Raw genomic sequence first — 25,008 nt, 5'->3', positions numbered from 1 at the left:
AACCCCGGCGCTTTGGATATTCAGGGCCGGGGTTCGATGTTAGCTGTGTTTGATGAAGCGGTCGATAGTGTCGTCGGGGCGCAGGGTGAGCACCTCGCAGCCATCCTCGGTCACCAGCAGGGTGTGCTCCCACTGGGCGGAATCGCCGCCATCCTTGGTGGTCACGGTCCAGCCATCCTTCGGATTGACCTTGCAGTGATACTTCTTGCTGTTGACCATGGGCTCGATGGTGAAGCACATGCCCGCTTTCAGCTCCAGCTTGCCGCTGTTGCGGTAGTGGAGGATCTGCGGCTCTTCGTGGAACTCGGCACCGATGCCGTGACCGCAGTAGTCACGCACCACGGAGAAACCGGCCTTTTCGACGATGGGCTGAATAACGGCGCCAATCTCGGTGATGCAGGTTCCCGGACGCACCTTCTTGATGGCGGCGTAGAGGCTCTCTTGCGCAACCTTGCAGAGCTGGCGGCGCAGCAGGGTGGTTTCACCGACGATGAACATGGCCGAGGTATCGCCGTGGTAGCCATCCTTGATGACGGTGATGTCCAGGTTGATGATGTCACCATCGCGCAGCTTCTTGTGATTCGGGATGCCGTGGCAGATCACATCGTTCACCGAGGTGCAGATGGATTTGGGGAAGCCGTGGTAGTTGAGCGGAGCCGGAACCGCCTGTTGTACGTCGACAATATAGTCGTGGCAGAGGGTATTCAGTTCGTCAGTGGTGACGCCAGCTTTGACATGGGGCGCAATCATGACCAGCACATCGGCGGCCAATTGGCCGGCAACGCGCATCTTTTCAATCTCTTCCGGTGTCTTGATTTTAATGGACATGGGATCTCTCTTGCGGCCTGCCGCTGGGCCTGCGAGGGCAGACAGGACAGGTAATGAAAAATAGATGCGTTTGCAATCAGGGCAAAATTTTATCCGCAACCCCCGCGTACTTCCAGTGTGATTGTTATCACAACGTCAAATCGACGCCGCAGCATCCTCTGGCGGGATCCATATTTACACTCGTTTCGGGTGTCGGCCGGTGGTGTCCTGGCCAAAGTTATGGTATAAAGCGCGCCGGAATGGGGAACTTGCGTCCACCATTTCATCACCCTTAATCAATAACACACACACATCGACACATATACCGGGGTGCCTTAACGGGTCGGTTATATGGGATGTGTGGAGGCCTAACCCCATACAGAGGTATAAAATGGCTAAAGTTTCTATGCGCGACATGCTGCAAGCCGGCGTTCACTTCGGTCACCAGACTCGTTACTGGAACCCGAAAATGAAATCCTACATCTTCGGTGCCCGCAGCAAGGTTCACATCATCAACCTGGAAAAAACCGTTCCGTTGTTTGACGATGCCATGAACTTCATCAGCTCCGTAGCTGCCAAGAAAGGCAAGGTACTGTTCGTTGGTACCAAGCGTGCCGCGTCTGAAGCCGTAAAAGAAGCCGCTGAGCGTTGCGACCAGTTCTATGTAAACCACCGCTGGCTGGGCGGTATGCTGACCAACTGGAAAACCGTTCGTCAGTCTATCAAGCGCCTGAAAGATCTGGAAACCCAGAGCCAGGACGGTACCTTCGACAAGCTGACCAAGAAAGAGGCGCTGATGCGTACTCGCGAAATGGAAAAGCTGGAGAAGAGCCTGGGTGGTATCAAGAACATGGGCGGCCTGCCCGACGTTCTGTTCGTTGTCGATGCCGACCACGAGCACATCGCTATCAAAGAAGCCAATAACCTGGGTATCCCGGTCGTTTCCATCGTTGATACCAACTCCAACCCGGACGGCGTTGACTATGTCATCCCGGGTAACGACGACGCTATCCGTGCCGTACAGCTGTACCTGAATGCTGCTGCTGACACCGTACTGGAAGCTCGCGAACAGGACATCGTTGTTCAAGCCGAACAAGATGGCTTCGTTGAAGCTGAGTAATTGATAAGGACTGTAAAGCCCTTATTAACCAAGCTGATGTAATTGGTTAGCAGGGGCCCTTGTGGCCCCTGTTTCTTGTCAATTCAAGACCGAGGATACTGGACATGGCTAACGTTACTGCCGCCCTGGTAAAAGAACTGCGCGAGCGCACTGCCGCTGGCATGATGGATTGCAAAAAAGCACTGGAAGAAGCTGCTGGTGATATCGAGCTGGCCATTGAGAACATGCGCAAATCCGGTCAGGCCAAAGCCGCCAAGAAAGCGGGCCGTATCGCCGCTGAAGGCGTTATCTTTGCTCGCACCGAAGGCAACGTTGCCGTCATGATCGAGCTGAACAGCGAAACCGACTTCGTCGCCAAAGATGCCAGCTTCATGGCAATGGGCCAGAAGATCGCTGACATCGCTGCGACCCAGAAAATTGCTGACGTTGACGCGCTGAAAGCCGCTGACTTCGGTAACGGCGAATCCGTCGAGCTGACCATCACCAACCTGATCGCCAAGATCGGTGAGAACATGAACCTGCGTCGCGTGATGTTGGTTGAAGGTGATAACCTGGGTACCTACGTTCACGGTTCCCGTATTGGGGTTATCACCAAGCTGACCGGTGGTTCTGCCGAGCTGGCCAAAGACCTGGCCATGCACGTTGCTGCCAACAGCCCGCAATTCGTCAAGCCTGAAGACGTGTCTGCCGAAGTCGTTGCCAAAGAGCGCGAAATCCAGATCGACATCGCCATCAACTCCGGCAAGCCGAAAGAGATCGCCGAGAAGATGGTTGAAGGCCGCATGAAGAAGTTCACCGGTGAGGTTTCCCTGACTGGTCAGCCGTTCGTGAAAGATCCTTCCATGACCGTTGCCGAGCTGCTGAAGAAAGAAGGCGCTGACGTTGTCTCCTTCACCCGTTTCGAAGTGGGCGAAGGCATCGAGAAGCAAGAGACCGATTTCGCTGCTGAAGTTGCAGCCCAAATCGCGGCCGCTCAAAAGGCCTAATCGAACCGGTTTTTCCGTTTCCCCAGACCGCGACTTATGTCGCGGTCTTTATATGACCAGGAATCAGTGACATGAGTACCAATCCCAAACCTGCATACAGACGTGTTCTTCTGAAGTTGAGTGGTGAAGCCCTGCAAGGATCCGAGGGTTTCGGCATTGATCCGGCGGTGCTGGAGCGGATGGCCCAAGAGATCAAAGAACTGGTTGAGTTGGGTGTTCAGGTCGGTCTGGTCATCGGTGGCGGCAACCTGTTCCGTGGTGCCGGTCTTGCCAAAGCGGGCATGAACCGCGTGGTGGGCGACCACATGGGTATGCTGGCAACCGTGATGAACGGTCTGGCCATGCGTGATGCCCTGCATCGTGCTTATGTGAATGCCCGTCTGATGTCTGCCATCTCCCTGCAAGGCGTTTGTGACTCCTACAGCTGGGCCGAGGCAATCAGCCAGCTGCGTGCTGGCAAAGTCGTTATCTTCTCTGCCGGTACCGGCAACCCCTTCTTCACTACCGATTCTGCGGCTTGCCTGCGCGGGATCGAGATCGAAGCTGACGTGGTACTTAAAGCCACCAAGGTTGATGGTGTATACAACGAAGATCCGGTCAAGAATCCGGATGCCGTGCTGTATCATGAACTGAGTTATGATGAAGTTCTTGAAAAAGAGCTCAAGGTGATGGATCTTGCTGCCTTTACCCTGGCGCGTGACCATGATCTGCCGATCCGCGTGTTCAACATGAACAAACCGGGCGCCCTGCGCCGGGTCATCATGGGTGAACCGGAAGGCACTCTGATCCACCACGTTGGTAAATAAGATAAAAGTGAGCCACCAGGCGCTCTTATCCTATCCATCACGTCAGTAAATAAGATAGACAAGGGCCGGGTAACGGCTCGTTCGCCAAAAGGAAAACCACTGTGATCAACGAGATTAAAAACGACGCCAAGGACCGTATGGGCAAGAGCGTAGAAGCGCTCAAGACCCAAATGTCCAAGATCCGTACCGGCCGTGCTCACCCGAGCCTGCTCGACGGCATCCAGGTTGAGTACTACGGTGCAGCCACTCCGCTGAAACAGTTGGCCAACGTCGTGGCAGAAGATGCTCGCACCCTCTCCATCTCCATTTTTGACCGCTCCATGATCCAGGCGGTAGAGAAGGCGATCCTGACCTCCGATCTGGGCCTGAACCCGTCCAGCAATGGCCAGACCCTGCGCGTGCCGCTGCCGCCGCTGACCGAAGAGCGCCGTCGCGACCTGACCAAGATCGTCCGTGCCGAAGCGGAAAACGCCCGTGTTGCCGTGCGCAACATCCGTCGTGACGCCAACGCCGACCTGAAAGCGCTGCTGAAGGACAAAGAGATCTCCGAGGATGACGACCGTCGTGCCCAGGAAGAGATCCAGAAGCTGACCGACTCCTACGTCAAGCTGGTCGATGAGGCCCTTGCCGCAAAGGAGAAGGAGCTAATGGAAATCTAACGGGCTGAAAGGTATATTACGAGCGCCGTGTAGTGCCCCTGCACGGCGCTTTTGTCTTTGTGGGAGAAAACCATGTCGCTTTTGGCTGCGTTGGGTGATTGTGCCAACTCGTCTTTACCCCGTCACGTCGCCATCATCATGGATGGTAACGGTCGCTGGGCCCAGAACCGAGGCAAGATGCGGGTTTATGGCCACAAGGCGGGCGTCAAGTCAGTGCGCGAGGCAGTTACCTTTGCTGCGCGGGCCAAGATCGAGGCATTGACCCTGTTTGCGTTCTCCAGCGAGAACTGGCGCCGCCCGGAAGGGGAGGTCAGTGCCTTGATGGAACTGTTCATCACCGTGCTGGGTCGTGAGGTGCAGAAACTGCACAACAATGGGATCCGGCTCAAGGTGATTGGCGATACTGCTCGCTTTAGTGAGCGGTTGCAGGCCAAAATCGCCAAGGCGGAAGCCTTGACCGCCAATAACAAGGGGTTGACCCTGAACATTGCGGCCAACTATGGCGGCCAGTGGGATATCGCCCAGGCGGCCCGCAGGCTGGCCAAAGCGGTCGCGGCCGGTGAACTGGCCGCTGACGACATTGATGAGTCCATGCTGACCCGTGAGGTTTGCATGGCCGATCTGCCCCCCGTGGACCTGTTGATCCGTACCGGTGGCGATCATCGCATCAGCAACTTTGTGTTATGGCAGCTCGCCTATGCCGAGCTCTATTTTACCCCGGTATTGTGGCCCGATTTCAACGAGGCCGAGTTCAGTGAGGCGGTTGCCTCCTTCGTTGCCCGCGAGCGTCGCTTCGGTTGCACCGGTGAACAGATACGGGAATTGATCGCCGAGCAGCAGACCGGCTAAACCCCGCTCCCAAGAGAGAGGTTTCTTTTGCTAAAACAACGAATTATTACTGCTTTGATGTTGATCCCCCTGGTGTTGGGGGCGCTCTTCTTTCTGCCATTGAAATTCTTTGCCCTGTTGGCTGCGCTGGTGTTTTTGTTGGCCAGTCGCGAATGGAGTGGGTTTGTCTGTGCTACCCCGCAGCAATGGTTGCCCATCGTATTTTGTCTGTTGCTCGGTGCCAGCCTCTTTTGGCTGCCGGTGGAGCAACTCTGGACGCCTCACCTGCACCCCCTGGTGATGGGGGTACTCTGGACCGCGGTAAGCTGGTGGCTGCTCGGTCTGCTGCTGGTGCTGCGTTATCCTCAGAGCGCCAAGCTGTGGAAAGAGTCCATCTGGCTCAAGTCGCTGTTTGGTCTGGTGACCCTGGTGCCCTTCTTCTGGTCGCTGGTCGCCATCCGTGGTTACAACTTTTACCATGACCCCATGATGGGCGCCTGGATCCTGTTGTTCGTGATGGGATTGGTCTGGGCGGCAGATTCTGGCGCGTATTTTTTCGGCAAGGCATTCGGTAAACACAAGCTGGCACCGGCCGTCAGTCCGGGCAAAACCATCGAAGGAATGTGTGGCGGCCTCTTTACCGCCAGCGTGCTGGCCATTGGCGTTACCTGGTCGATGGGCTTTGTGCCTGCCAAGATGATCACCGTGCTGTTCTGCTCCCTGCTGGCGGTGCTTGCCTCCGTACTCGGTGATCTGACCGAGAGCATGTTCAAGCGCGAAGCGGGCATCAAGGACTCCGGCACCCTGCTGCCGGGTCATGGCGGCATTCTCGACCGGATCGACAGCCTGACCGCCGCCCTGCCGGTGTTTCTGCTCAGCTATCTGCTACTCAGCTAGGAGTTTTGGATGCACAAGTCACTGGCGATATTGAGGGCCTACCGTACCATAGGTCTGCTTATGATTAGTCGGGAGTTTTGATGCGCAAATCATTGGTTATTCTGGGGGCCTCCGGCTCCATTGGTCAGAGTACCTTGAAAGTGCTGCGCCATAACCCGGGCAGTTGGCCAGTGTTGGCGTTGACCGCCGCCCGCAATGTGGATGCCATGTTGCGGGACTGCCTCGAATTCTCCCCCCGTTTTGCCGTCATGGTCGATGAGGAGGCCGCCCGTGAGCTGGCCGCCCGTCTGAAAGCGCACGGCAGTGCGACCCGGGTCATGTCTGGTGCCGCCGCCCTGTGCGAGGTGGCTGCTCATCCCGATGCTCATAGCGTGATGGCGGCCATTGTCGGTGCGGCCGGTCTGGCCCCGACCATGGCCGCAGTACGTGCCGGCAAGCGCATTTTGCTGGCCAACAAGGAGGCGCTGGTGATGTCCGGTGCTTTCTTCATGGAGGCCGTGCGCGAGCATGGCGCCGAACTGCTGCCCATCGACAGCGAACACAATGCCATCTTCCAGTGTCTGCCGACCGCCGTGCAGCGCCAGCCCGGTTTTTGCGATCTGGCGGCGGCGGGGATCAGCAAAATTTTACTGACCGGTTCCGGCGGCCCGTTCCGTTACACCGAGATTAACGAGCTGGCCAAGGTGACGCCGGCTCAGGCCATCGCGCATCCCAACTGGTCGATGGGGGCCAAGATTTCGGTCGACTCCGCTACCATGATCAACAAGGGGCTGGAGTACATCGAAGCGCGCTGGCTGTTCAATGCGGCGCCCGAGCAGATCCAGGTGGTGATCCACCCGCAGTCGGTGATCCACTCCATGGTGCAGTACAAGGATGGCTCTGTGCTGGCCCAGCTGGGCAATCCGGATATGTGTACGCCCATCGCCCATGCGCTGGCTTATCCCAATCGTATTCCCTCCAGCGTGGAACCTTTGGATTTCTTCAGTGTCGGAGAGTTCAGCTTTATCCGGCCTGATTACGATCGCTACCCCTGTCTGGCGCTGGCCATCAATGCCTGCCAGAAGGGACAAGCGGCGACCACTGCGCTCAATGCGGCCAACGAGGAGGCGGTTGCCGCCTTCCTGGCCGGGCGCATCGGCTTTATGGATATTGCCCGGATCAACGAGGCGGTGATGCTGGCGCTGGAGAGCTGCGCCGTCGGCTCGCTCGATGATCTGTTTGCCCTGGACGGTGCGGCAAGAGCCCGTGCTCACACTTTGATTGAGGAGCTTGGCTGATGGGCGGTGTGTTGTGGAATATCGGTGCTTTTGTGGTTGCGCTGGGCCTGCTGGTCGCGGTGCACGAGTTTGGCCACTTCTGGGTGGCCCGTCGTTGTGGCGTCAAGGTTGAGCGCTTCTCCATCGGTTTTGGCAAGGCGATCTGGCGCCGGATGGGCAAGGATGGCACCGAATATGTGCTGGCGCTGATCCCCCTCGGTGGTTACGTCAAGATGCTCGATGGCCGGGTCGATGAACTCAAACCCGGTGACGAGCAATATGCCTTCAACCACAAGAGTGTCTGGGCGCGGATGGCGATTGTCGCGGCAGGCCCCATGGCCAACTTCGTGTTTGCTCTGTTTGCCCTCTGGTTGATGTTTATCATCGGGGTGCCGAGCGTCAAGCCGGTGATCGGTGAAGTGCGTCCGGCCTCCATCGTGGCCGAGGCGGGGGTGCTGCCCGGGATGGAGATTGTCGGGGTTGGCGATGAGCAGACCGGTGACTGGGAGAGCGTCACCTATGCCCTTATCAGTCATTTGGGAGACAAGTCGGTCACCCTCAAGGTACAGGCCCCCAATACCAGCTACGCCACCGACAAAACCTTGTCGCTGACCGGCTGGACCTTTGATCCGGATAAAGAGTCGCCCATCGGCAGTCTGGGGATTGTTCCCCTGAGTGGCAAAGTGCTGCCTGTCGTGGCTGCCGTGGTGGCCAAGAGTGCCAGTGAAAAGGCGGGGCTGCAGATCGGTGACCGCATCAAACAGGTCGGCGATCAGCCCATCACCGCCTGGGCCCAGTTTGTCGAACGGGTGCAGCAGGCACCGGGTGAGCCCCTGCAAGTGGTGGTTGAGCGCAATAACAGTGATCTCAACCTGACCCTGACCCCGGATAGCCGCAAGGTGCAGGGCAAGCTGGTTGGATTCGTCGGTCTCTCACCGCAACTGGTTCCATTACCGGATGAATATCGAATTCTGTTACAGTATGGGCCTTTGCAGGCGCTGTGGCAGGGGGCCGACAAGACCTGGAGCCTGATCACGCTCACCTTTGACATGATCGGCAAGCTGGTAGCTGGCATAGTCTCTCTGGACAACCTGAGCGGCCCTATCTCGATAGCCAAGGGTGCTGGTAGCAGTGCCGACTATGGTCTGGTCTATTTCTTGAGTTTTCTGGCGCTGATCAGCGTCAACCTGGGGATTATCAATCTGTTCCCCCTGCCGGTGCTCGATGGTGGCCATCTGGTCTACTTCCTCATCGAAGCGGTCACTGGCAAGCCGGTATCAGAGAAAATACAGGAAGTGGGTTTCAGGATCGGCGCCGCCATTCTGATGTTATTGATGGGCATTGCGCTGTTTAACGATTTCGCTCGCCTCTGAGGCCAGAGCATCAACAAGGACACATAAGAACAAAATGGCTGTTAAAAAAGCATTGGTGTTGAGTTGCCTGCTGGGTGCCAGTTTCCTGGCCCAGGCGGCCCCTGCCTCTTTTGTGGTGCAAGATATCCAGGTCGAAGGTCTGCAACGGGTGACCCTGGGTGCTGCACTGTTGAACCTGCCGATCCGGGTCGGTGATACCGTCGATTCCGTGGCTCTGGCCAGCGCCATCAAAAAGCTCTATGCCTCGGGTAACTTCGAGGATGTGAAGGTTTACCGTGACGGCCAGGTGCTGCAGGTGATGGTCAAGGAGCGTCCGACCATCTCCAGCATCGAGTTTGCCGGCAACAAGGATATCAAAGAGGAACAACTGACCCAGAGTCTGGAGTCCTCCGGTATCCGCGTGGGTGATCCGCTGGATCGCACCGTGCTTACCTCCCTCGAGAAGGGACTGGAAGATTTCTATTATGGCGTGGGTAAATACTCCGCCAAGGTCAAGGCCATCGTCACCCCGTTGCCGCGCAACCGGGTTGACCTCAAGTTCTCCTTCGTGGAAGGGGAAGCGGCCAAGATCCAGCAGATCAACATCGTTGGCAACAGCGTCTTCCCGGAAGATAAGCTGATTGCCCAGCTCTCCCTGCGCGATGAGGTGCCGTGGTGGAACTTCACCGCCGATCAGCGCTATCAGAAGCAGAAGCTGGCGGGTGATATCGAGACCCTGCGCTCCTACTACATGGATCGCGGCTATATCCGCTTTAGCCAAGAGTCTACCCAGGTCTCCATGACCCCCGACAAGAAGGGCGTCTACGTCACCCTCAACATCAAGGAAGGGGATCAGTACAAGGTCTCCGGCGTGCAGCTCAAGGGCGATCTGATCGATCGCGGTGGCGAGATGAAGGGGTTGATCCCGATCGCTGCCGGCAGCACCTACTCTGCCAGTCAGGTAACTCATACCGAAGAGGTGCTCTCCAAGTTCCTCGGCCGTTACGGCTACGCCTATCCGAAAGTGGTCACCTTCCCGCAGGTCAATGACAAAACCAAGGAAGTGGAGCTGATCGTCAACGTCGAGCCGGGCCCCCGTGTCTATGTGCGCAACATCAACTTCAGCGGTAACGCCACCACCGAAGATCAGGTGCTGCGTCGCGAGATGCGTCAGATGGAAGGCACCTGGCTCTCCTCCGACAACATCGAGCAGTCCAAGAGCCGTCTCAACCGCCTTGGCTACTTCGAGAGTGTCGAAGTGGATACCAAGCGGGTGCCGGGCAACGATGATCTGGTTGACCTCGACTTCAAGGTCAAGGAGCAGCCAGCGGGCTCCATCAACGCCGGTATCGGTTACGGTACCGAGTCAGGTCTGAGCCTGCAGGCGGGGATCTCCCAGGACAACTTCATGGGTACCGGTAAAAAGGTCTCCATCAACGCCAGCACCAACGACTACTCCAAGAACGTTGACCTGAGCTACAACGACCCCTACTTCACCGTGGATGGTGTCAGCCTGGGTGGTCGGGTCTACTACAACCAGTTCCGCGCCGATGATGCCGATATCGTCGATTACGAGAACGAAACCATCGGTTTCCGTCTCTCCAGCGGCTTCCCGGTTAACGAATTCAACCGTCTCGACTTCAGTACCGGTATTGAAAGCTCCAAGCTGAGCCGTCCTACCTTTAGTCCAACTAAGTACAACGAGTGCGTTGGTCCTGATGGTGTAGATGAGAACGACGATTGCTGGAATCAGTTGAATGATAATCGTCAGTCAGAACAAATGGATCAGTTCTGGAATGCCTACTCGCAAGATGGCGCCAACCTCGACTTCGTGACCGTTGATGTGACCGCTGGCTGGACCCGCTCCACCCTGAACAAGGGGATGTTCCCGACCGCGGGTGATCGTCAGCGTATTAACGCCAAGGTGACCGTGCCGGGCATGGATCTGCAGTACTACAAGCTCTCTGCCGAAGATGCCCACTACTTCCCGCTCGATGCGGATCATAGCTGGGTAATGATCGGCAAAGCGCGCGCTTCTTACGGCACGGGTTATGGCAGTGACTCCATGTTGCCGTTCTTCGAGAACTACTATGCCGGTGGTTTCGATACGGTACGTGGCTTCAAGAGCAATACCATTGGTCCCAAGGCGATCTACAAAACCTACAACAAGCCTGGTGCTGGCAGTTGCACGGGTTCTCAGCCGTGTGAAACTGGCTACTACGAAGGTTCCGATACCTCGGTGGGTGGCAACGCGCTGGCCGTCGCCTCATTGGAGCTGGTCTTCCCGACCCCGTTCGTCTCCGAGACCTACCGTCCGCAGATCCGTTCCACCGTCTTTATGGACGCAGGTACGGTCTGGAGCACTGATTTTGCCAACGGTGCTTACCCTTGTGCGGACGGAGCAGATTGCAACTATCTGAGCCAGGACTACTCCAGCCCGGGCAATATCCGGGTCTCGGCCGGTGTCTCCCTGCAGTGGCTCTCGCCGATGGGCCCGCTGGTGTTCGCCCTGGCCAAGCCAATCAAGAAATACGAAGGAGATCGCACCGAGTTCTTCTCGTTCAACATCGGTCGCACCTTCTAATTCGTGTCTCACCCCCACCCATGTGGTGGGGGTATTTAATGATGGGACGCGCGGTATGCGTGCCTCACCAGGTAACAAGATGGCCCTAACGCCGCTTGCATAATCAGGTAAATCAGGTAGCCCTCACCATGAGGGAACAAGGAGTAAGTGTGAATAAAGCGTTGAAAGTAGCTGGTTTGAGCTTTGCACTGATGGCTGCCGGCATGGGTTCTGCCTTCGCTGAGACCAAGATCGCCGTGGTTAATATGGGCGAAGTCTTCCAAAAGCTGCCCCAGCGTGAAGCCGTTGCCGCCAAGCTGAAAGGCGAATTCGAGCCGCGCATGCGTGAGCTGCAGAAGCTGGAACAGGAAGGCCAGAAGCTGGTCGAGAAGTTCCGCAAGGATGAAGCTTTCATGAGCGCCGAGCAGAAGAAGCAGAACCAGGAGAAGCTGGCCAAGCTGCAGATGGAGTTCAACCAGAAGCGTCAAGCCTTTGAGCAGGACAACGGTCGCCGTCAGTCCGAAGAGCGCAACAAGATCCTGACCAAGGTGCAGGCTGCCATCGACTCCATCGCCAAGAGCAATGGTTACGATCTGGTGCTGGAGCGCAACGCCGCCCCGTATGCCGCCAGCAAGCTGGACATCTCTGCCCAGGTTATTTCTCAGGTAAGCAAGAGCAACTAATTGATGGCATTCACTCTCGCACAGCTGGCCCAGCAACTGGGGGCCCAGGTTCATGGCGACGGAACCCTGGAAATCCGCAAGGTAGCGACACTGGAAAAGGCCGGGGAGGGGGATATCACCTTCCTGTCCAACAAAAAGTACCGGCACTATCTGGAGCAGAGCAAGGCGACCGCCGTGCTCATTACAGAAGCGGATCTGCCATTTTGTCCCACCAATGCCCTAGTGCTCAAAGACCCCTACGTGGGCTTTGCCCGGGTAGCCCAACTGCTGGACACCACGCCGCAGCCGGCCACGGATATCCATCCGAGCGCCGTTATTGAGGCTGACGTGCAACTGGGCGAGAGAGTGGCCATCGGCGCCAATGCAGTGATCGAATCCGGCGTGGTGCTGGGTGACGATGTACGCATTGGCCCGGGTTGTTTCGTTGGCAAGAACACCCGGCTGGGTGCTCGCTCCCGGCTGTGGGCCAACGTCACCCTCTATCACAATGTGACCATGGGCACCGACTGTCTGGTTCAATCCGGTACAGTGATCGGGGCCGATGGTTTCGGTTATGCCAACGAACGTGGCGAGTGGATCAAGATCCCCCAGCTCGGCGGCGTAACCATTGGCAACCGGGTCGAGATCGGTGCCTGTACCACCATTGACCGCGGTGCGCTGGAAGATACCCGCATCGCTGACAACGTCATCATCGACAACCAGTGCCAGATCGCCCACAACGTGGAGATCGGTTACGGCACCGCCGTGGCGGGCTCCACCGTGATGGCTGGTAGTCTCAAGGTCGGCAAATACTGTATCATTGGCGGCGCTTCTGTCTTTAACGGGCATATGGAGATCTGCGACCAGGCCACCGTCACCGGTATGGCCATGGTGATGCGACCCATTACCGAGCCCGGTGTCTACTCTTCCGGCATCCCTCTGCAAACCAATAAAGAGTGGCGCAAGACCGCCGCCCGGGTGATGCGTATCGAAGAGATGCACAAGCGGTTAAGCAAGCTTGAGAAGACGCTGGATCAAGAATAATCACGATTGGTATAGGGTACTGTTTTGACTACTGAAAAGAAGAGCCTGGGTATCCAGGAAATCATGGATCTGCTGCCCCACCGTTATCCGTTTCTGATGGTGGATCGGGTGGACGACTACGAGATCAGCGATGAGCGCAAAACTCTGCGTGCCATCAAGAATGTCTCGTTCAACGAGCCGATCTTCCAGGGGCACTTCCCGGCCAAGCCGGTGTTCCCGGGCGTACTGATCCTGGAAGCGATGGCACAGGCCACCGGTATCCTGGCCTTTACCATGGTGGGCAAGCCGTCTCCCAACGAACTCTATTATTTTGCCTCAATCGACAACGCTCGCTTCAAGCGCCCGGTCGGCCCCGGTGATCAGCTGGTGCTCGACGTGGAGTTCCTGAAAGAGCGTCGCGGTATTGCCAAGTTCACCGGTATCGCTACCGTCGACGGTGAAGTGGTCTGTACCGCCGAGCTGATGTGCGCCAAACGCGAGGTTTAACACACGTGATCGACCAGACTGCCATCATTCACGATACTGCCATCGTCCATGAGTCTGCCGTGATCGGTAAAGGGGTTGAAATCGGCCCCTTTTCTGTCATCGGCGCCGAGGTGGAAATCGGTGACAACACCTGGGTAGGTTCCCATGTGGTGATCAAGGGCCCGACCAAGATTGGTCGTGGCAACAAGATCTTCCAGCACACTTCCATCGGTGAGGATTGCCAGGACAAGAAGTATGCCGGTGAGCGCACCTTCCTCGAGATTGGCGACAACAACGTCATTCGCGAGAACTGCACCTTCCACCGTGGCACCATTCAGGATCAATCCCTGACCAAGGTGGGCAGTGGTAACCTGTTCATGGTCAACGTCCACGTTGCCCACGACTGCATCATCGGTGACAACTGCATCTTCGCCAACAACGCGACCCTGGCGGGCCACGTGGTGATCGGTGACTTCGTGATCTTCGGTGGTCTCTCCGCCATTCACCAGTTTGGCCGCGTCGGCTCCCATGCATTCGTCGGTGGCTGCGCTGCCCTGAACAAGGACGTGCCGCCTTACGTGATGGCTGCTGGTAACTACGCCAAGCCGTTCGGGGTCAACTCCGAAGGTCTGCGTCGCCGCGGTTTCAGCGCGGAGGCTATCTCCGCCGTCAAGCGTGCCTACAAAGAGATCTTCCGCTCTGGCAAGACCATCGAAGAGGTGCTGCCGGTGCTGATCGAGATGGCGCAAGCCGAACCGGCCGTCCAGCTCTATGTGGACTTCCTCAAAGACAATGAGCGCGGGATCATCCGTGCCTGATCCGGTTCGTATCGGTATCGTCGCCGGAGAGGTCTCCGGCGACATTCTGGCTGCCGGTCTGGTGCGCGAGTTGCAGGCCCGCTACCCGGATGCGCAGTTCGAAGGGATCGCCGGGCCGCGGATGCAGGCCCTCGGCGTCAAGGCGCTGTTCGAGATGGAAGAGCTCTCCGTCATGGGGATCACCGAGGTGCTGGGCCGTCTGCCGCGCATCCTCAAAGTCCGTCGCGAACTGTTGCGCCACTTTATTGCCAATCCGCCCGATATCTTCATCGGCGTAGATGCACCGGACTTCAATATCGGAGTGGAGCTGAAACTGCGCCGCGCCGGTATCAAGACGGTTCACTATGTCAGCCCCTCTGTGTGGGCCTGGCGCCAGAACCGCATTCACAAGATCAAGGCTGCCACCGACATGGTGCTCGCCTTCCTGCCGTTCGAGAAAGCCTTCTACGACCGCTTCGACGCCCCTTGCCGTTTTGTCGGTCACACCATGGCGGACGATATTTCGTTGGTGCCGGATCAGGCTGCCGTGCGTCGCAATCTCGGTATCGATGCCAATCGCCGCTGGCTGGCGGTGCTACCGGGCAGCCGCACCGCAGAAGTGGGCTTTATGTCCCCCCTGTTTCTCGAAGCGTGCAAACACCTGACGGTGCGCTATCCGGATCTCGGCTTCATCGTGCCGCTGGTCAACCAGAAACGGCGCGAGCAGTTTATGGCCATCAAGGCCGAGGTAGCACCGGGTCTCGACATGGTGCTGCTGGAAGGGCAGGGCCGCGAGGCGATGATCGCCGCTGACGTGGTGATGCTGGCCTCTGGCACCGCGGCGCTCGAAGCCATGCTGGTGAAAAAGCCGATGGTGGTGGGCTACAAGCTCAAGCCCTTCAGCTATTGGCTGGCCCAGCGACTGGTAAAGACCGAATTTGTCTCTCTGCCCAACCTGCTCGCCGGTCGCATGCTGGTGCCGGAACTCATCCAGCACGAGTGCACCCCGGAGAATCTGGTGGAAGAGGTGAGCAAGTACTTCGAGCACGACAACAGTGCGCTGGTCAACACCTTCACCGAGCTGCACCAGCTGATCCGCTGCAATGCCGACTCGCAGGCCGCCGATGCGGTGGCGGATCTGCTCGGCAGATAACGCTATTTCGGACCGTCGATTGCGCCGCGCTACCCGTTCATTCGTTTTCGAGCGGTAATGCCGCGCCAGTCGACCCCTGTCAGGCCCCACGGGGCCTGTTTTGATTCAAGGCTACAAGATGATGATCGATATTCCTGACGACAAGCTGGTTGCCGGTGTGGACGAAGTGGGTCGTGGCCCCCTGGTGGGTGACGTGGTCACCGCTGCGGTCATTCTCGATCCCGCCAATCCGATCGCGGGGCTCAACGACTCCAAGAAGCTCTCCGAGAAGAAGCGCCTCGCTCTGTTTGACGAGATCAAAGAGAAGGCGCTCGCCTGGGCCATCGGTCGCGCCACTCCGGAGGAGATCGACGAGCTCAACATCCTGCATGCCACCATGCTGGCGATGCAGCGCGCCGTGGCGGGATTGAAGGTCACCCCCGAGCTGGTCTTTATCGATGGCAACCGCTGTCCGGCGCTGCCGATGGAAGCGCGCGCCGTGGTCAAGGGCGATAGCCTGGTGGCCGCCATCAGCGCCGCCTCGATCCTCGCCAAGGTGACCCGCGATGCGGAGATGACCGAGCTGGACAGCCGTCATCCCGAATATGGTTTTGCCCGCCACAAGGGTTATCCGACCGCTGAGCACCTCGCCATTCTGGCCGAGCGTGGCCCGTTGCCCGAATATCGCAAGAGCTTCAAGCCGGTGCGCCGCGCACTGGGGATCGAGTAGACCATGCCATTTAGTTTGAGCAGCGAGAGGAGATGACGATGGCTGACCCCCGTTTTATCCACCTGCGAGTCCACTCCGACTTCTCCATGGTCGATGGCCTGCAGAAGATCAATCCCATCGTCGGGGCGGCGGCGGCCAACAACATGCCGGCGCTGGCGCTGACCGATCAGATGAACATGTGCGGTCTGGTGCGCTTCTATGGCGCAGCCCACGGCAAGGGGATCAAACCCATCGTCGGTGCCGACTTCTGGGTGCAGAGCGATGAGCTCGGCGACGAGCAGTTCCGTCTCACCCTGCTAGCCATGGATAACGACGGCTACCAGAACATCACCCTGCTTATTTCCCGCGGTTACCAGCGCGGCCACGTGCAAGGGCGGCCGGTTATCGACAAGAGCTGGCTCGCCGAGCATGCCAAGGGGGTGATCGTCCTCTCCGGTGGCCGCGAGGGGGATGTGGGCAAGTTCCTGCTCAAGGGCAACCGGCAGATGACCGAGCAGTGCGTCGCCTTCTATCAGACCCACTTCCCCGATGCCTACTACCTCGAACTGCTGCGTACCGGTCGACCCGACGAAGAGGTCTACCTGCACATGGCGGTGGCCATCGCCACCGAGTTCGAGCTGCCGGTGGTCGCCACCAACGAGGTGGTGTTCCTCAACGCCGATGACTTCGACGCCCACGAGATCCGGGTTGCTATCCACGATGGCTATACCTTGATGGACAAACGCCGCCCCCGTCGCTACAGCCCCCAGCAGTACCTGCGCAGTCAGGAGGAGATGGCCGAGCTGTTTGCCGATATCCCCGAAGCGCTGGAGAACACGGTGGAGATCGCCAAGCGCTGCAACGTGACGGTGCGTCTAGGCGAATACTTCCTGCCGAACTTCCCGACCGGCGACATGACTACCGAAGATTTTCTGGTGGCCAAGTCGAAAGAGGGTCTTGAGGAGCGTCTCGAGTTTCTGTTCCCGGATCCGGCGGTGCGGGCCGAGCGTCGTCCCGAATATGACGAGCGTCTCGACATCGAGCTGAAAGTGATCAACCAGATGGGCTTCCCGGGTTACTTCCTCATCGTGATGGAGTTTATCCAGTGGTCCAAGGACAACGGCATCCCCGTTGGTCCGGGCCGGGGCTCGGGGGCGGGCTCTCTGGTGGCTTATGCCCTCAAGATCACCGACCTCGACCCGCTGGAGTTTGACCTGCTGTTCGAACGTTTCCTCAACCCCGAGCGGGTATCCATGCCTGACTTCGACGTCGACTTCTGCATGGACCGACGCGACGAGGTGATCGAGCACGTCTCCGACATGTATGGCCGGGATGCGGTCTCCCAGATCATCACCTTCGGCAGCATGGCGGCCAAGGCGGTGGTGCGGGATGTGGGCCGGGTACTGGGCCACGCTTACGGCTTTGTGGATCGTATCTCCAAGCTGATCCCGCCGGATCCGGGCATGACGCTTGCCAAGGCATTCGAGGCCGAGCCCAAGCTGCCCGAGCTCTACGAGCAGGATGAGGAGGTCAAAGACCTCATCGACATGGCTCGCCGCTTGGAAGGGGTAGTGCGCAACGCCGGTAAACACGCCGGTGGCGTGGTGATCGCACCCACCAAGATCACCGACTTTGCGCCGCTCTATTGCGATGACGAGGGCCATCACCCGGTCACCCAGTTCGACAAGAACGACGTGGAGTACGCCGGTCTGGTGAAGTTCGACTTCCTGGGTTTGCGAACGCTCACCATCATCGACTGGGCGCTCGGCATGATAAACCCGCGTCTTGCCAAAGAGGGCAAGCCGCCGGTGGATATCGCCGCCATCCCCATCGATGACAAGAAGTCGTTTGACCTGCTGCAGCGCTACGAGACCACCGCGGTATTCCAGCTGGAATCCCGCGGCATGAAGGATCTCATCAAGCGGCTGCGCCCCGACTGCTTCGAAGACATGATCGCACTGGTGGCCCTGTTCCGACCGGGCCCGCTCCAGTCAGGCATGGTGGATAACTTCATCAACCGCAAGCACGGTAATGAAGCGATCTCCTATCCGGACGAGAAGTGGCAGCACGAGAGCCTGAAACCGATTCTGGAACCGACCTACGGCATCATCCTCTATCAGGAGCAGGTGATGCAGATAGCCCAGACCCTGGCGGGTTATACGCTGGGTGGCGCGGATATGCTGCGCCGGGCTATGGGTAAGAAAAAGCCCGAGGAGATGGCCAAGCAGCGAGCCGGTTTCGAGGAGGGCGCCGTCAAAAATGGCGTCGACGGCGAACTGGCGATGAAGATCTTCGATCTGGTGGAGAAGTTTGCGGGCTACGGCTTTAACAAATCCCACTCCGCCGCCTATGCGCTGGTCTCCTACCAGACCCTCTGGCTCAAGACCCACTTCCCGGCCGAGTTCATGGCGGCGGTCATGACCGCCGATATGGACAACACCGACAAGATCGTGACTCTGGTGGACGAGTGCCAGCGGATGGGGCTCACCGTGATCCCGCCGGATGTGAACACCGGCCGCTATCGCTTCTCGGTCAACGAAGATGGTCATATTGTCTACGGGATCGGGGCAGTGAAAGGGGTCGGTGAAGGCCCCATCGATGCGATCTTGAGCGCCCGGGATCAAGACGGCCCGTTCCGCGATCTGTTCGACTTCTGCAACCGGGTCGACATCAAGAAGCTCAACAAGCGGGTGATGGAGAAGCTGATCCTCTCCGGCGCCATGGATCGGCTCGGCCCTCACCGCGCCGCCCTGATGGCGACCCTGGAGGAGGCGATGCGTGCCGCCGAGCAGCACGCCAAGGCGCAGGCGGTGGGGCAGGTCGACATGTTCGGCGTGCTCACCGAAGAGATTGACGACGTCAAGAAGGCGTTTGCCAACGTGCCGCACTGGCCTGACAAGGTGTGGCTGGAAGGGGAGCGCGAGACCCTCGGGCTCTATCTCACCGGCCACCCCATCAACCAGTACAGCAGCGAATTGCGTCGTTATACCTCGGGTCGCCTGTGCGATCTGCATCCCACCTCCCGCGATACCGTGACCACTGCGGCGGGGCTGGTGATTGCGGCCCGCAGCATGGTGACCAAGCGTGGCAACAAGATGGGGATCTTCACCCTGGACGACCGTTCCGGTCGCCTCGATGTGACCCTGTTTAGTGAAGCGCTGGAAAAATATGAAGAATTGATGCAAAAAGACCGCATTTTGGTGGTTTCTGGACAGGTCAGCTTTGATGACTTCTCCGGTGGCCTTAAAATGTCGGCTCGAGAATTACTGGATATCAACGATGCGAGGGAGCGTTTTGCCAGAGCAATCCGCATCTCCCTCGATGAACAGCGGATTGATGATCGCTTTTTCCCGCGTTTGTGCGAGATTTTGGAGCCCGCCCGTGCCGGAGTCTGTCCGGTTCAGGTAAACTATTGTCGCCCCGGCTCTCGGGTGCGATTGACGCTCGGTACCGAGTGGCGGGTGACGCCCACCGATCAACTGATAGATGACTTGCGAGTCCTGCTTGGACGAGAGCGGGTTGAATTGGTTTTTGATTAGAGGTTCTAAGGCCCTATGAGTCTTTTTCTGGATTTTGAACAGCCGATTGCCGAGTTGCAGGCGCAGATTGATGAACTCAAACATGTGAGTGAAGGCAATCACGCCGTGGATCTGAAAGACGAGATCCGCCGGCTGGAGAAGAAAAACGAAGAGCTGACCAAGAAGATCTTCGGTGATCTGGGTGCCTGGCAGGTATCCCAGATGGCGCGTCATCCCCAGCGCCCCTACACCTTTGACTATATCGAGCATATCTTCACCGATTTCGACGAGTTGGCTGGCGATCGCGCCTATGCCGATGACAAGGCTATCGTCGGCGGTATCGCCCGTCTCGACGGTGAGCCGGTGATGGTGATTGGTCACCAGAAGGGTCGCGAGACCAAAGAGAAAATCAAGCGCAACTTCGGCATGCCGCGTCCGGAAGGATACCGCAAGGCCCTGCGTCTGATGGAGATGGCCGAGCGCTTCAAGATGCCGATCATCACCTTTATCGACACCCCGGGCGCTTACCCCGGTGTCGGTGCTGAAGAGCGTGGCCAGTCCGAGGCGATTGCCCGCAACCTGAAAGTGATGGCCGGTCTGACCGTGCCGGTGGTCTGCACCGTGATCGGTGAGGGCGGTTCCGGCGGTGCGCTGGCTATTGGCGTGGGGGATCGCGTCAACATGCTACAGTACTCCACCTACTCCGTCATCTCGCCGGAAGGGTGTGCCTCCATCCTGTGGAAGAGCGCCGACAAGGCCTCTGTAGCTGCCGAAGCGATGGGGATCACTGCCCAGCGTCTGAAAGAGCTCAAGCTGATTGACCACGTGATCGACGAGCCCCTCGGTGGTGCCCACCGCGATGTGGAGAAGATGGCCAAAAACCTCAAGGCCCGCATCAAGCAGGATCTGGACGCCCTGCGTCCGCTCGATACCGAGCAACTGCTGGAGCAGCGCTACCAGCGTCTGCTGGGCTACGGCTACTGCTAAGCGCAGCCGTTAATCCCGAGCATCCTGGCCCCCGTTATCGACGGGGGCTTTTTATTGGCGCTGTTCCAGAGCCGTATTGGTGGCAAGCGTTATACTTATTTCAGGTTATTTGAGTAAGGAGCTTGCCATGGACAGCCAAGCGTTTTCCTCAATGCTGCGTTCTTTTGCCCAGCTCGACCCAATCCAGCTAGAACGCGCCCAGGAACAACTTCGTCACCATCTGCAACGTGATCAACTCCATCAGGCATTGGCAAACCAGAGCGAGGCTGTCGCAGCATGCCCCTGTTGCAATTCCTCCCATGTCATTCATTGGGGACGTGCTCGTGGTCAGCAGCGGTTCCGTTGTAAGGCATGCGGCAAAACATTCAATCAATTGGATGGTTCTGCTTTGGCGGGGCTTCATCACAAGCACAAGTGGGCTGCCTATGCTGACTGCCTCAGTCGTGGGTTGTCGCTGCGAGCCGCAGCCAGAGAGTGCGCCATCAACCTGAAGACCGCATTTCGTTGGCGCCATCGCTTTCTGCGCTACGCACTGACCACTCGAGCCAAGCAATTGGCCGGGATCGTCGAGGCCGATGAGGTATTTGTAGCCGAATCATTTAAGGGACGACGTCATCTGGATCGTCCAGCAAGACGCCGGGGCGCGAAGGGTAAAAAACGTGGGCATATACCCTTGGTCCCGCTCTTAATCGCACTAGATCGATATGGTCGAGAAAGTGATGCTGTGTTGTTAGATAAAAGCCTGAGTCAAATCGAACCTTCCCTAAAACCACTCCTCACGGCGGGAACAATCCTGTGCACGGATGGCAATCTAAGTTACAGCACGATTGCACAGAATGCGCCGGGCGTGATCCATAAGCGGTTGATCGCCAGCGCTCATCATCGAGTAGAAGATGATGTTTTCCACATCCAGACCCTCAATAACTACGTGAGTCGTTGGCGGGAATGGATGGCCAAATTTCACGGAGTAGGGACAGACTACCTGGAAAACTACCTTGCTTGGTTTCGAGTGGTGAACCAGGAGCCGAATACATCCTGTTCATGGCTGCTTGGCGGAGTCACTCGGCTCACCTACACGTAAAGGGAACAGCGCCTTTTTATTGCTGATGACCGCTCTTGCGGTGATTGCCCCAACGCGTCCTGAAACGGCGCGGGTCTGCATTCGCGGGTGAGGGGAGGGGTTGGTATGCCATGCTGTAGGCGAGGGCTGTCAGGGTGGCAGAAAGAGGAGTGTGGCCCGCGTTGTCTGTAGCCTGTCAGCCTGTCTGTCTCTGGTCCGCTGGAGCATGTAAATCCAATTGTGTAACCGCCCACGAATAAGTAACTTTTTCAAAAGGATACCTTCGTGGGTAAGCAAATGGACCAAGACAAACTCAAAGCACTGGCCGCTGAGCTGGCCAAAGACATCAAGTCTGAAAAAGATCTCGGCACCCTCACCCAACAGCTGATCAAGCTCACTGTCGAGACCGCTCTCAATGCTGAAATGGACGAGCACTTGGGCTACGAAAAGCACGCACCCGAGGGCCGCGGGACCGGCAACAATCGTAATGGCTATTCCACCAAGCGCCTCAAAGGGCAGCACGGCGAGGTCACCATTCAGGCACCTCGCGACCGTAACGCTTCCTTCGAGCCGCAGTTCGTCCGCAAGGGGCAGACCCGCCTGACCCAGATGGACGATCAGATCCTCGCCCTCTACGCCAAGGGCTTGAGCACGCGCGATATCGTTGACGCGTTCAAAGAGATGTATGACGCCGATATCTCGGCGACGCTGGTGTCCAACGTAACCGAGCGTGTCATTGAGCAGGTCCACGAATGGCAAAACCGGCCGCTCGATCCGCTCTATCCCATTGTCTATCTGGACTGCATTGTGTTGAAGATCCGCGAGAACCAGCGGGTGATCAACAAGTCGCTCTATTTGGCTCTGGGCATCAATATGGAGGGGCACAAGGAGCTGTTGGGCCTGTGGTTGGCCGAGACCGAAGGAGCAAAATTCTGGCTGTCGGTCCTGACGGAGCTGAAGAATCGCGGCTTGGAAGACATCTTGATCGCATGTGTGGATGGTCTCAAGGGCTTCCCTGATGCCATTGCCGTGGAGTATCCCCAGACGAAGGTCCAACTGTGTATCGTCCACATGGTCCGCAATTCGTTGCGCTATGTGTCCTGGAAAGACTACAAAGCGGTGACGGCGGATCTGAAGCAGATCTACCAGTCTGCGACAGAGCGTGAGGCTCAGCAGGCGCTAGCGGCCTTTGGTGAACGCTGGGATAGTCAGTACCCGCAAATAGCGCGCTCTTGGCAGAGTAACTGGGTCAATCTGATCACACTGTTTGATTATCCCCCTGCGATCCGGAAGGTGATTTACACCACCAATGCCATTGAGTCGCTAAACAGCGTACTGCGCAAAGCGACCAAGCAAAGGAAGCTGTTCCCGACCGATGATTCGGCGCTCAAAGTCGCGTTCCTGGCGATACAACAGGCTTCCAAGAAATGGACCATGCCGATCCAGAATTGGAAGCCTGCCCTGAATCGCTTTATTATCGAGTTCGGTGATCGCCTGAACGGTCACCTGTAATGGGGTGGGCAGTTACACAGAATTATTTACAGGCTCGTCCGCTGCATTGCAGCATCTCGTGGCATCTCTCGCGGTGACATGACCCGCAGCTCGATCATCCGATTGCGGCATAAAAAAGCGCCCCGGCTGTGTGGGGCGCTTTTACAGGTGTCTGGTGATATTACAGTTCAATCTCGTCTGTGAGACCTTCATAGGCGATATCGATGGATTGCAGCTCCTTCTGCAGGCGATGTTTGTCTTTCAACGCCTCGATTTCACGCCATTTACGTTTTTTTCCCGTTGTCCCGCGGCTACGCGAACCGAGTTCAACCACCTCGTCATAATCGAAGTTGAACATTTCCATGGCTCCCTCCTTGGTTTTATCGTTTTCACCACCCGTATAACATAATGAATCTGAAATTAAAACGTTTTCGTGACGACTCTATGACAGCGCTAAATAAGCCCATGAAAAAAACCGGGCCCCTTGGTAAAGGCCCGGTTTTTATCACAAAAAAGAACTGATTACAGGCGGCTTGCCAGCATGGTTTCCAGCTTGCCCTGGTCGATGGCGAACATGCGGATGCCTTCGCCCAGCTTCTCGTGAGCCATGGCGTCCTGGTTCAGCTCCCAGCGGAATTCGGTTTCGGTCATCGGGGTCGGTTTGGCCTTGCGCTCACCGGTGTAGTCCAGTTTGCGAACCACGGTGCCTTCGGTCTTGCTCAGCTCTTCCAGCAGGGCTGGGCCTATGGTCAGGCGGTCGCAACCGGCCAGTTCCAGGATCTCGCCGGTGTTGCGGAAGCTGGCACCCATCACCACGGTCGGGTAGTCGTGCTGCTTGTAGTAGTCATAGATGGCGGTAACGGACACTACGCCCGGATCTTCGCTGGCGGTGTAGTCACGGTTGTGCTTGGCCTTGTACCAGTCGAGGATGCGACCCACGAACGGGGAGATCAGGAAGGCACCGGCTTCGGCACAGGCACGGGCCTGGGCGAAGGAGAACAGCAGGGTCAGGTTGCACTGGATACCCTCTTTCTCCAGTACCTCGGCGGCACGGATCCCTTCCCAGGTGGAGGCCAGCTTGATCAGAATGCGGTCGTTGCTGATACCCGCTTCGTTGTAGAGACGGATCAGCTTGCGGGCCTTGGCGATGCTGGCAGCGGTATCGAAGGAGAGACGGGCATCCACTTCGGTTGAGATACGGCCCGGAACGATCTTCAGCACTTCCAGACCTATGTTGACGGCCAGCTTGTCGCCCGCGTCGATGATTTGCTGTGCCTTGTTCTGGCTCTGGGCTTTGGCCCAGTTGATGGCGTCTTCGATCAGCGGAGCGTACTCGGGGATCTCGGAGGCCTTCAGAACCAGAGAGGGGTTGGTGGTGGCATCGATGGGCTGATAGCGTTTGATGGCTTCGATATCACCGGTGTCGGCAACAACAGTGGTCAGGGCTTTCAGCTGGGTTAATTTATCGGCCATAGCGAATATCATCTCTTAATGAGGGAGTCATCCCTGGGTTGAGGGCTTGAGACGGTGGTTCTGAAATAAAATTACAGGAGCGTGGTGCCTCAGGCTCAGAAAAGCGCGATGGGTAGGGCCCATCGTCATTGCCTGCCTAATTAATACTGATGTGCTGCATCCTGCAATAGGGGCGCTTGGTTGTTAAACATTCAGGCTGTTGAGTTATCCCGTTTTATGGTGTGAAACTATATGATTAGTAAGGTTTTTTACATTTCATCCCGACCTCGCTCCGGTTTGCTTTCAGCTCAACTTTTTTAGCCAATCTCCATATTTGTGTCGTCGATCACATAAATTATCTCGTTGCGTACTTGAAATTTAATTACATAGAAAACGTTTGGCTAAATATCCCCGTTT

22 protein-coding genes are annotated in these 25,008 nt (G+C 57.5%); 19 read left to right on the top strand and 3 right to left on the bottom strand.

Features of this window, described 5'->3' with window-relative positions:
- Positions 1-39: 39 nt before the first annotated feature.
- The gene (map, locus tag NMD14_14550) at positions 40-828 is read right to left on the bottom strand and encodes a type I methionyl aminopeptidase (protein XEI31972.1); all 789 of its coding nucleotides are present in this window, start codon (positions 826-828) and stop codon (positions 40-42) included.
- Positions 829-1,198: 370 nt separating this feature from the next.
- On the opposite strand from map, the gene rpsB reads away from it, so the two are divergent.
- The 19 genes from rpsB (at position 1,199) to NMD14_14455 (ending at position 23,160) form a co-directional block, all read left to right on the top strand.
- Positions 1,199-1,927, top strand: a complete 729-nt coding sequence (gene rpsB / locus NMD14_14545; GenBank protein XEI31971.1) for a 30S ribosomal protein S2 — start codon at positions 1,199-1,201, stop codon at positions 1,925-1,927.
- A 104-nt stretch (positions 1,928-2,031) separates the two neighbouring features.
- Positions 2,032-2,913, top strand: a complete 882-nt coding sequence (tsf, locus tag NMD14_14540; protein ID XEI31970.1) for a translation elongation factor Ts — start codon at positions 2,032-2,034, stop codon at positions 2,911-2,913.
- Between the two features lie 71 nt (positions 2,914-2,984).
- Positions 2,985-3,719: a UMP kinase gene (gene pyrH, locus NMD14_14535; GenBank protein XEI31969.1), complete on the top strand. Its 735-nt coding sequence runs from the start codon at positions 2,985-2,987 to the stop codon at positions 3,717-3,719.
- A gap of 101 nt (positions 3,720-3,820) precedes the next feature.
- Entirely contained in the window at positions 3,821-4,378 is a 558-nt protein-coding gene (gene frr / locus NMD14_14530) for a ribosome recycling factor (GenBank protein XEI31968.1), read from the top strand.
- Between the two features lie 72 nt (positions 4,379-4,450).
- Positions 4,451-5,227, top strand: coding sequence for a polyprenyl diphosphate synthase (gene uppS / locus NMD14_14525; protein ID XEI31967.1), 777 nt, complete (start codon positions 4,451-4,453; stop codon positions 5,225-5,227).
- 57 nt (positions 5,228-5,284) lie between these two features.
- Positions 5,285-6,103, top strand: coding sequence for a phosphatidate cytidylyltransferase (locus tag NMD14_14520; GenBank protein XEI34775.1), 819 nt, complete (start codon positions 5,285-5,287; stop codon positions 6,101-6,103).
- A gap of 80 nt (positions 6,104-6,183) precedes the next feature.
- The gene (ispC, locus tag NMD14_14515) at positions 6,184-7,380 is read left to right on the top strand and encodes a 1-deoxy-D-xylulose-5-phosphate reductoisomerase (protein ID XEI31966.1); all 1,197 of its coding nucleotides are present in this window, start codon (positions 6,184-6,186) and stop codon (positions 7,378-7,380) included.
- Positions 7,380-8,732, top strand: coding sequence for a sigma E protease regulator RseP (rseP, locus tag NMD14_14510; protein ID XEI31965.1), 1,353 nt, complete (start codon positions 7,380-7,382; stop codon positions 8,730-8,732). Before ispC ends, rseP begins: the two co-directional genes overlap by 1 nt.
- Positions 8,733-8,766: 34 nt before the next feature.
- The gene (gene bamA, locus NMD14_14505; GenBank protein ID XEI31964.1) at positions 8,767-11,295 is read left to right on the top strand and encodes an outer membrane protein assembly factor BamA; all 2,529 of its coding nucleotides are present in this window, start codon (positions 8,767-8,769) and stop codon (positions 11,293-11,295) included.
- Positions 11,296-11,444: 149 nt separating this feature from the next.
- Positions 11,445-11,957: an OmpH family outer membrane protein gene (locus NMD14_14500; protein ID XEI31963.1), complete on the top strand. Its 513-nt coding sequence runs from the start codon at positions 11,445-11,447 to the stop codon at positions 11,955-11,957.
- Positions 11,958-11,960: 3 nt separating this feature from the next.
- Positions 11,961-12,980 carry a UDP-3-O-(3-hydroxymyristoyl)glucosamine N-acyltransferase gene (lpxD, locus tag NMD14_14495; protein ID XEI31962.1) on the top strand — a complete coding sequence of 340 codons (1,020 nt, stop codon included), beginning with the start codon at positions 11,961-11,963 and terminating at the stop codon, positions 12,978-12,980.
- A 63-nt stretch (positions 12,981-13,043) separates the two neighbouring features.
- Complete coding sequence (fabZ, locus tag NMD14_14490) at positions 13,044-13,466, top strand: 3-hydroxyacyl-ACP dehydratase FabZ (protein ID XEI34774.1); 423 nt, start codon at positions 13,044-13,046, stop codon at positions 13,464-13,466.
- A 5-nt stretch (positions 13,467-13,471) separates the two neighbouring features.
- The gene (gene lpxA, locus NMD14_14485; protein ID XEI31961.1) at positions 13,472-14,263 is read left to right on the top strand and encodes an acyl-ACP--UDP-N-acetylglucosamine O-acyltransferase; all 792 of its coding nucleotides are present in this window, start codon (positions 13,472-13,474) and stop codon (positions 14,261-14,263) included.
- On the top strand, positions 14,256-15,395 hold the full coding sequence (gene lpxB / locus NMD14_14480; protein XEI31960.1) for a lipid-A-disaccharide synthase: 1,140 nt from the start codon (positions 14,256-14,258) through the stop codon (positions 15,393-15,395). Before lpxA ends, lpxB begins: the two co-directional genes overlap by 8 nt.
- A gap of 118 nt (positions 15,396-15,513) precedes the next feature.
- Positions 15,514-16,104, top strand: a complete 591-nt coding sequence (rnhB, locus tag NMD14_14475; protein ID XEI31959.1) for a ribonuclease HII — start codon at positions 15,514-15,516, stop codon at positions 16,102-16,104.
- Positions 16,105-16,142: 38 nt separating this feature from the next.
- On the top strand, positions 16,143-19,622 hold the full coding sequence (gene dnaE, locus NMD14_14470; GenBank protein ID XEI31958.1) for a DNA polymerase III subunit alpha: 3,480 nt from the start codon (positions 16,143-16,145) through the stop codon (positions 19,620-19,622).
- A 15-nt stretch (positions 19,623-19,637) separates the two neighbouring features.
- The gene (gene accA / locus NMD14_14465; GenBank protein XEI31957.1) at positions 19,638-20,588 is read left to right on the top strand and encodes an acetyl-CoA carboxylase carboxyl transferase subunit alpha; all 951 of its coding nucleotides are present in this window, start codon (positions 19,638-19,640) and stop codon (positions 20,586-20,588) included.
- 127 nt (positions 20,589-20,715) lie between these two features.
- Positions 20,716-21,669 carry an IS1595 family transposase gene (locus NMD14_14460; GenBank protein XEI31956.1) on the top strand — a complete coding sequence of 318 codons (954 nt, stop codon included), beginning with the start codon at positions 20,716-20,718 and terminating at the stop codon, positions 21,667-21,669.
- 276 nt (positions 21,670-21,945) lie between these two features.
- On the top strand, positions 21,946-23,160 hold the full coding sequence (locus tag NMD14_14455) for an IS256 family transposase (GenBank protein ID XEI34773.1): 1,215 nt from the start codon (positions 21,946-21,948) through the stop codon (positions 23,158-23,160).
- A 160-nt stretch (positions 23,161-23,320) separates the two neighbouring features.
- Here the strand turns inward: NMD14_14455 and NMD14_14450 are convergent, their stop codons facing one another.
- Complete coding sequence (locus NMD14_14450) at positions 23,321-23,503, bottom strand: DUF3545 family protein (protein XEI31955.1); 183 nt, start codon at positions 23,501-23,503, stop codon at positions 23,321-23,323.
- A 158-nt stretch (positions 23,504-23,661) separates the two neighbouring features.
- Positions 23,662-24,612: a transaldolase gene (gene tal / locus NMD14_14445; protein ID XEI31954.1), complete on the bottom strand. Its 951-nt coding sequence runs from the start codon at positions 24,610-24,612 to the stop codon at positions 23,662-23,664.
- Positions 24,613-25,008 lie beyond the last annotated feature (396 nt).

Source organism: Aeromonas veronii, assembly GCA_041319085.1.
Classification (GTDB): Bacteria; Pseudomonadota; Gammaproteobacteria; order Enterobacterales; family Aeromonadaceae; genus Aeromonas; species Aeromonas veronii_F.
This window is presented reverse-complemented; position numbering and strand designations above follow the sequence as displayed.